General features: G+C 38.2%; 6 protein-coding genes. 4 read left to right on the forward strand and 2 right to left on the reverse strand.

The features are described 5' to 3' along the window. Nucleotides 1-13: 13 nt before the first annotated feature. Nucleotides 14-364, reverse strand: coding sequence for a hypothetical protein (locus FTU36_RS10920; protein ID WP_168378646.1), 351 nt, complete (start codon nt 362-364; stop codon nt 14-16). 45 nt (nt 365-409) lie between these two features. Then, nucleotides 410-778: a sulfurtransferase complex subunit TusD gene (gene tusD, locus FTU36_RS10925; RefSeq protein ID WP_180035731.1), complete on the reverse strand. Its 369-nt coding sequence runs from the start codon at nt 776-778 to the stop codon at nt 410-412. Between the two features lie 302 nt (nt 779-1080). Here tusD and FTU36_RS10930 point away from each other — a divergent pair, with 302 nt between their 5' ends. The 4 genes from FTU36_RS10930 (at nt 1081) to FTU36_RS10945 (ending at nt 5647) form a co-directional block, all read left to right on the forward strand. Beyond that, the gene (locus tag FTU36_RS10930) at nt 1081-1677 is read left to right on the forward strand and encodes a phosphatase PAP2 family protein (protein WP_180022112.1); all 597 of its coding nucleotides are present in this window, start codon (nt 1081-1083) and stop codon (nt 1675-1677) included. Between the two features lie 516 nt (nt 1678-2193). Beyond that, nucleotides 2194-3201 carry an SDR family NAD(P)-dependent oxidoreductase gene (locus tag FTU36_RS10935; protein WP_180117882.1) on the forward strand — a complete coding sequence of 336 codons (1008 nt, stop codon included), beginning with the start codon at nt 2194-2196 and terminating at the stop codon, nt 3199-3201. 198 nt (nt 3202-3399) lie between these two features. Continuing rightward, entirely contained in the window at nt 3400-4794 is a 1395-nt protein-coding gene (gene fumC, locus FTU36_RS10940; protein WP_180110934.1) for a class II fumarate hydratase, read from the forward strand. 361 nt (nt 4795-5155) lie between these two features. Next, nucleotides 5156-5647: a hypothetical protein gene (locus FTU36_RS10945; protein ID WP_180117884.1), complete on the forward strand. Its 492-nt coding sequence runs from the start codon at nt 5156-5158 to the stop codon at nt 5645-5647. The last annotated feature ends 622 nt before the right edge of the window (nt 5648-6269 follow it).

Here is a 6269-nt window from a genome sequence, read left to right on the forward strand (position 1 = left end):
CATCATTCCTCTTTTACCAATACAACACATGATCAAATTGTTGAATCAATTCAGTATTGAATTGAACAAACTCTAGTTCTTGTTCACTGTTGATCACAAAAGGATGCTGTGAATTTTTTTGTTCAATATAAATCGGGGTGAGATCGTAAAACTCAAAGCTATCAACCATGTTGGAAGCGAGTTTAAACGCATGCTTGAGCTGACTAAACTCTTGTTCTGCCTGAAGTAAGCTCAGCGCAGCATCTTTGAGCAACACTTTAACGTCACAACCGAAGGTTGCAAGCACCATGGTCGCAGAAAGACTTTCATGTACTTGTAAGTTTGCAAGATTTGCATGGGTTAAAACAACCAGTACAGATTTCACGTAATTTTCCTTTTCAATGCTACAAATGCGCGGCAATCAAAACACTTAGAATTGCAATAAGCGGTCAGCAGCTTGTACAGCATCGGCAAGTTCGCCTAGGCCCACAAGTTCAAATTGTTCAGCTAGATTATGTTGCTGAATATTATGACGCTGAGCATTTTCCTGATCTGTGATCCCACGTGCGAGCGCTGCACTTACACAAACAGGTAAGCGAATGCTGAGTTTTTGCCATTCACTACTGAGTTTGCGTTGATCATCTGGCACCCATTGCAGGGCATTTGCCACATTTACACCATCTTGATAGAAAAAAACCCGAAAGTTTTCGCCTTTCTGCTTCAGCGCTTGGGCAAGGCCCAAAGCATGCCAAGCCAATATCGAAGTGGGTGAGGAGGTAATTAGTAATAGAGTACTCATCGAAATTCACTAAATGAATAAACGGTCTAGATCGACAGTTTGTTCTGAGTTCAGAAGAAAAAGCTAGTATACAATGATTTACTCAATGATCTGAATATTTGCAAAGTTTTGCTTATTTGGGCGGCGAAGTCATTGCCAATTTTTCTTCAAATATAACTTTTGGTTTATTTTGGATTCAGCTTCAAGCCGTCAGCTTTTCATAAATAAACTGTGCGGTTACATACTGAAAAATCTTTGTATGAATAAAACGCAATTTTTGATTTTACAGAGTGCTATGATCTTTTCATTTTTTAAACCAACTCATGAATATAGAGAAATTTAACTTAAGTTTATTTAATTCAATCAATGCTTCGGACAATGCTTTAGATTTCACCATTTCTTTTGCCATATTTATAGCCAATGATCTATTTTATATCGTGATTCTTTTGATGTTTTTGGCTTGGTTTAAAGGCAATTTTGATATCAAAAAACAAATCGTTAAAGCCACTGTGTTTACTATCGTCGCTTTTCTTATCAGCCAAGTGATTTCAAGTTTCTTTTACTATCCTAGACCCTTTGTCTTGGATGTTGGACGCACGATTATAGAACATTCACCGAATGGATCATTCCCGAGTGATCATATGCTGTTTTTTAGTACGATTGCATTTTCTTATATTTTTTCAAAGCAAAAAGCTGTCGGCTATGTATTTCTAGCTTTCGCTTTTCTTGTGGCGTGGTCGAGAGTCTATTTAGGTTTGCATTATCCAATGGATATGGCGGGAGCGCTGATCATTGCGGTTTTGCTGAATTTTGTTGGACTGTCTTTATGGCGAAAATATGGGTCTTATTTGGTGAGCATGATCTTAAAAGTTTACGAGTTCCTATTCTCAGCCATGATTAAAAAAGGCTATATCCGCTAAATTAAGTTTGCTAGATATTTGCGATTTCAAACTTTTGCTGCTGCTATAGTTACATTGGCAACATCTTGCCAGATGAATATTTCTGATGATTCATCTGGCGTTCACATCCTGCTTCTCCACCTCAAAAATAGTCAGACTGCTCAATTCAATTTGCTCATTCGATAAGATCATTTCTAATATTTTGTTGCTGTCTAACATGCTTCGCAATGTAACTATTATTAAATATCTTCTTCAAAAACCCTTCAACTCAAATGCCACGAAAACTTGTGATGTCTTCAAAATTGATCGCTAGCGAGGTCATTTGTCGTAAATCAAATACAGTTAATATCCATAACTGCAACACAGTCAAAATTCTAAAGCAGTAAGATAAAACTAGAATGCTCTTGCAGATTATTCGGCTCATGAAAAATGCTGAGGCGAAGTTTCAAAATTTAGATCTGTAGATAAGTTGGTGACGACACCAAGATGATGCCAAAGACTTGTAAAAGCTTGATAACTATAAGGAGTATCTAAACAATGATTTTAGTGACTGGTGGTTTAGGCTTTATAGGCTCACATATAGCCTTGAGTTTAATGGCTCAAGGTCAAGAAGTCATTATTGTGGATAATTTATCCAATGCAAATTTACAAACACTTGAACGACTAGAATTTATTTCAGGCATGTATGTGCCTTTTGTCAAACTCGATATTCGCAATACTCCCGCACTCAATAAAGTATTTGAACAATATACCGTCGATGCTGTCATTCATACGGCAGGCTTTAAGTCATTGGAAGAATCCGTCCTTAAACCACTTGAATATTATAATGATAATGTCAGTTGTATCATGAGTTTGCTGCGTGCCATGCAGCGAACAGGTGTACGAACACTGATCCATTTATCAAGTTTAGCGGTATATGGTCAGTCGTCGGCAGAATTAACAGAAGACACAGAAATCAATTTTACCTATCCAAATCCCTACGTGAAATCTCAACAAATGGTGGAAGAAATTATACGGGATACGGCACGTACGGATAATGAGTGGAAAATTGCGATTTTGCGTTTAGGAAACGTCGCAGGTGCTTTCGAACATGCAGTTTTAGGTGAGTTTGTTGCGCCATTGCCAAAAAATATCGTGCCGCTAGCGATGCAAGTCGGGGCTTTACAACGAGATTTTATTGAACTTCGCAAACAAGCCAAAACTGAAGATGGTACTGTGGAACGGAGTTTCTTGCATGTACTCGACTGTTGTAAGGCGGTGTGGCAATGTTTGCAATGGTTGTCGCAGCAACAATTCAGCTGTGAGGCCTTTAATATTTCAGGTGAATTGGTTTCGATACAGCAACTGTTGGATACGCTTTCAGAAGTGACACAGGCGGAGATTAAGACGGTCGAATCTAGTTTTTACCCAAGCCATGAATATGACCAGCTTGGGGCAAGTACACAGAAAGCGAAAAGTACTTTTGATTGGCAGCCTGAACAAGATTTAAAGAAAATGCTAGAAGATGAATGGCGTTTCTATCAACAAACATTAAGAGGGAATTAACTCGTCTTGTATTGGGTAAATTTAATCGTCGTGCATGATTTTCTTTATAAAATCACGATAAAGATTATCAAATAAACCACTTATAATTGATAATGGTTATTATTTACAAATCTAAGCAAGTTACCTAAACTGTATTTATCAGCAGAGTTTGATTCTGCACAGACGTTCAAGTTTATAGATAAGGATATGAGGTCATTTATGCAAACACGTATTGAACATGACACAATGGGCGATGTTGAAGTACCTAGCGATGCGATGTGGGGTGCACAAACACAGCGTAGTTTGCAAAACTTTAAGATTGGTGGTGAACGTTTACCACGTCCAATGATTCGTGCAATGGGTCTCGTGAAAAAATCAGCAGCGATTACTAACGCAGCATTAGGTCAAATCCCTCAGGAACTTTCTGGTTATATCGTCAATGCAGCCGAAGAAGTGATCTCAGGTCAATGGGATGCACAATTTCCACTGGTAGTTTGGCAAACTGGTTCAGGTACGCAAAGTAACATGAACTGTAATGAGGTAATTGCCAATATTGCCAATCAAAAACTAGGCAATCCATTGGGGTCACAAAAACCTGTCCATCCCAATGATCATGTCAATCGTGCTCAATCGACCAACGATTCATTCCCAACCGCAATTCATGTGGCTGCAAGTCTACAAATCAATGAGCTTTTAATTCCTGCTGTAACGAAACTGCGTAATACTTTAGAAGCGAAATCTAAAGAATTTAAAGATATTGTTAAAATTGGCCGTACACATTTACAGGACGCAACGCCTTTAACATTAGGCCAAGAGTTTAGTGGCTATGTTTCACAGCTCGATCATGGTTTGAAGCGTTTAAATCAAGCTTTAGAAGGACTGTATGAATTACCACTAGGTGGTACAGCGGTCGGTACAGGTCTGAATGCACATCCTGAATATGCTGTAAAAGCAGCAGCAGAACTTGCGAAACAAACGGGTCTGCCATTTGTCACTGCGCCAAATAAATTTGAAGCACTTGCAGGACGTGATGCTGCTGTATTTGCATCAGGAGCATTAAAAACACTTGCTGTAAGTTTAAATAAAATCGCCAATGATGTGCGCTGGTTAGCCAGTGGCCCACGCTGTGGTTTTGGTGAGTTACGCATTCCAGAAAATGAACCAGGCTCAAGCATCATGCCAGGTAAGGTCAATCCAACTCAAAGTGAAGCCATGACGATGGTGGTCGCTCAAGTACTTGGAAATGATACAACTATTAATGTTGCGGGGGCATCAGGTAACTTTGAATTAAACGTGTTTATGCCGGTTATTGCCTTTAACTTATTGCAATCTATTCAACTCCTCGGCGATGCATGTAATAGCTTCAATGACCACTGTGCAGTAGGCATTGAGCCAAACCGTGAAAAAATCGATCATTTCTTACATGATTCATTAATGTTAGTTACGGCACTCAACCCAGTGATTGGTTATGAAAATGCTGCAAAAGTTGCTAAAACTGCATATAAAGAAGGTAAAACTCTAAAACAAGTTGCGGTAGAACTCGGTTTAGTCACTGCAGAGCAATTTGATGAAGTGGTTCGTCCTGAGCAAATGGTTTCACCAAATACCAAATAAATTGTTTTGAGATCATTCATCTAGAGTGTTGGAAAATAATTAGAGAGGCTGATTCATATTTAGCCTCTCTTTTTATTGGATATATGATTGAATTATTTTTCAACTAGTTATTGCCTAACACAGATTCTTTGGATTCATATTCATCTTGAAATGTATGTATAGAAACTAGACGATTTATTAAAAATAGGGGAACGAAAAAAATGAAGAAAGGCCTGATGATGAAGCGAGTAATTCATTGGATTGGGCTTTGAATTCATTGGCACACTTGTTAAAATGCCTTTCTTTTTCTGTTTTCGTTGCTATTTGACATTTGTTTGAATAAATATTTGCAAGACAGTGTTTTATTTAAGGATTTCCCCCAATGCTCACCATCTATTTGACAGATGTCCAAAAGAACGTTCAATTTAAAGACTATCCGGGCGAGCATCCTGTTAAATTTGTATTGAATTTTAAAAAGATTTTCCCAAGTGTTATGGAGCTTTTGCTACCCGTTTTGCCTGAAAATGAAAATCTTGAAGAAATGAGCTGGGAATCGACAACGCCAGATTTTGAAAAATTTAAATTACTACTCAGTGGGTGGGGCGTAATTGAGCTACGTTTGAATGCTATTGCCCAATATAAAGACCGTGCTTATGCAGATAACTTGGTAAAAAAAGCACAGCAAAAACGTAAAGAATATAAAAAAGCACAGTCAAAATTACAAACCGTTGAACTTGATTATTTATTCATGCACGAAGTTCATGGTTTGATTGATGCAGAGTTGGTCGAGCTAGGTGAAAAATTCTATCTACCGACTTTACGTGAGCTTTGGAAAAACCAAGTGTCAGCGAATGTATTAGAAGCAAAATTCTAAACTGCACACAGTTTTAGTCGAAAAATCCTCCGCTTAGGAGGATTTTTTATATGCACATCAGAACTTCAGATTTACTGCGGCAAGTGACTGTTTCATAGTGCCCCATCAAGCAAGTGAAGCATTGATCCTAAACAATATCGTGAACGGTCATCCCTTCTAAATACTTAAAATATTTCTGCTTAAAGGCTTTTAGACTTAACCAGTCATTTGTAGAAGGTCGTCTAATTCGATGGTAGTAAACTTTGAGAATAATACAGCATCGGTTTCTTTTCTAGTAGTAAACACTACCGTGAATCACATGGTCTTTTAATGTGGGAGACAAGCTTCGCTTACTGCATTATCCCATGAGCAGCATACTGTGTAAGGTCGCGACGGTTGTATACTAGAATACCGTTATTCATCAATAAATAGCCCCTACAATCATGATTACAGTACTTCGAGTCTGTGAAGTATTGCTTTGCAAGGAAATGTACCATGCACCTGTTTGGATAACCTTGATGTGTGCTGAATTAGCAGGAGACTTTCACTTGGGAGATTCTAGGCAGCTAACCGATAAAAGTCTTCTGCCATTTGATTTGGTGTCTTAAAATCCAAGCCTTTTTGAATTCTTCGCTGATTATAA

It is taken from the genome of Acinetobacter sp. YH12096 (genome assembly GCF_013419215.1).
Lineage (GTDB): Bacteria > Pseudomonadota > Gammaproteobacteria > Pseudomonadales > Moraxellaceae > Acinetobacter > Acinetobacter amyesii.

What these genes read in the sequence shown, in the direction of transcription:
- FTU36_RS10935 (WP_180117882.1), top strand. Translation starts at nt 2,194, where the DNA reads ATGATTTTAGTGACTGGTGGTTTAGGCTTTATAGGCTCACATATAGCC.
- FTU36_RS10945 (WP_180117884.1), top strand. Translation starts at nt 5,156, where the DNA reads ATGCTCACCATCTATTTGACAGATGTCCAAAAGAACGTTCAATTTAAA.
- FTU36_RS10930 (WP_180022112.1), top strand. Translation starts at nt 1,081, where the DNA reads ATGAATATAGAGAAATTTAACTTAAGTTTATTTAATTCAATCAATGCT.
- tusD (WP_180035731.1), bottom strand. Translation starts at nt 778, where the DNA reads ATGAGTACTCTATTACTAATTACCTCCTCACCCACTTCGATATTGGCT.
- fumC (WP_180110934.1), top strand. Translation starts at nt 3,400, where the DNA reads ATGCAAACACGTATTGAACATGACACAATGGGCGATGTTGAAGTACCT.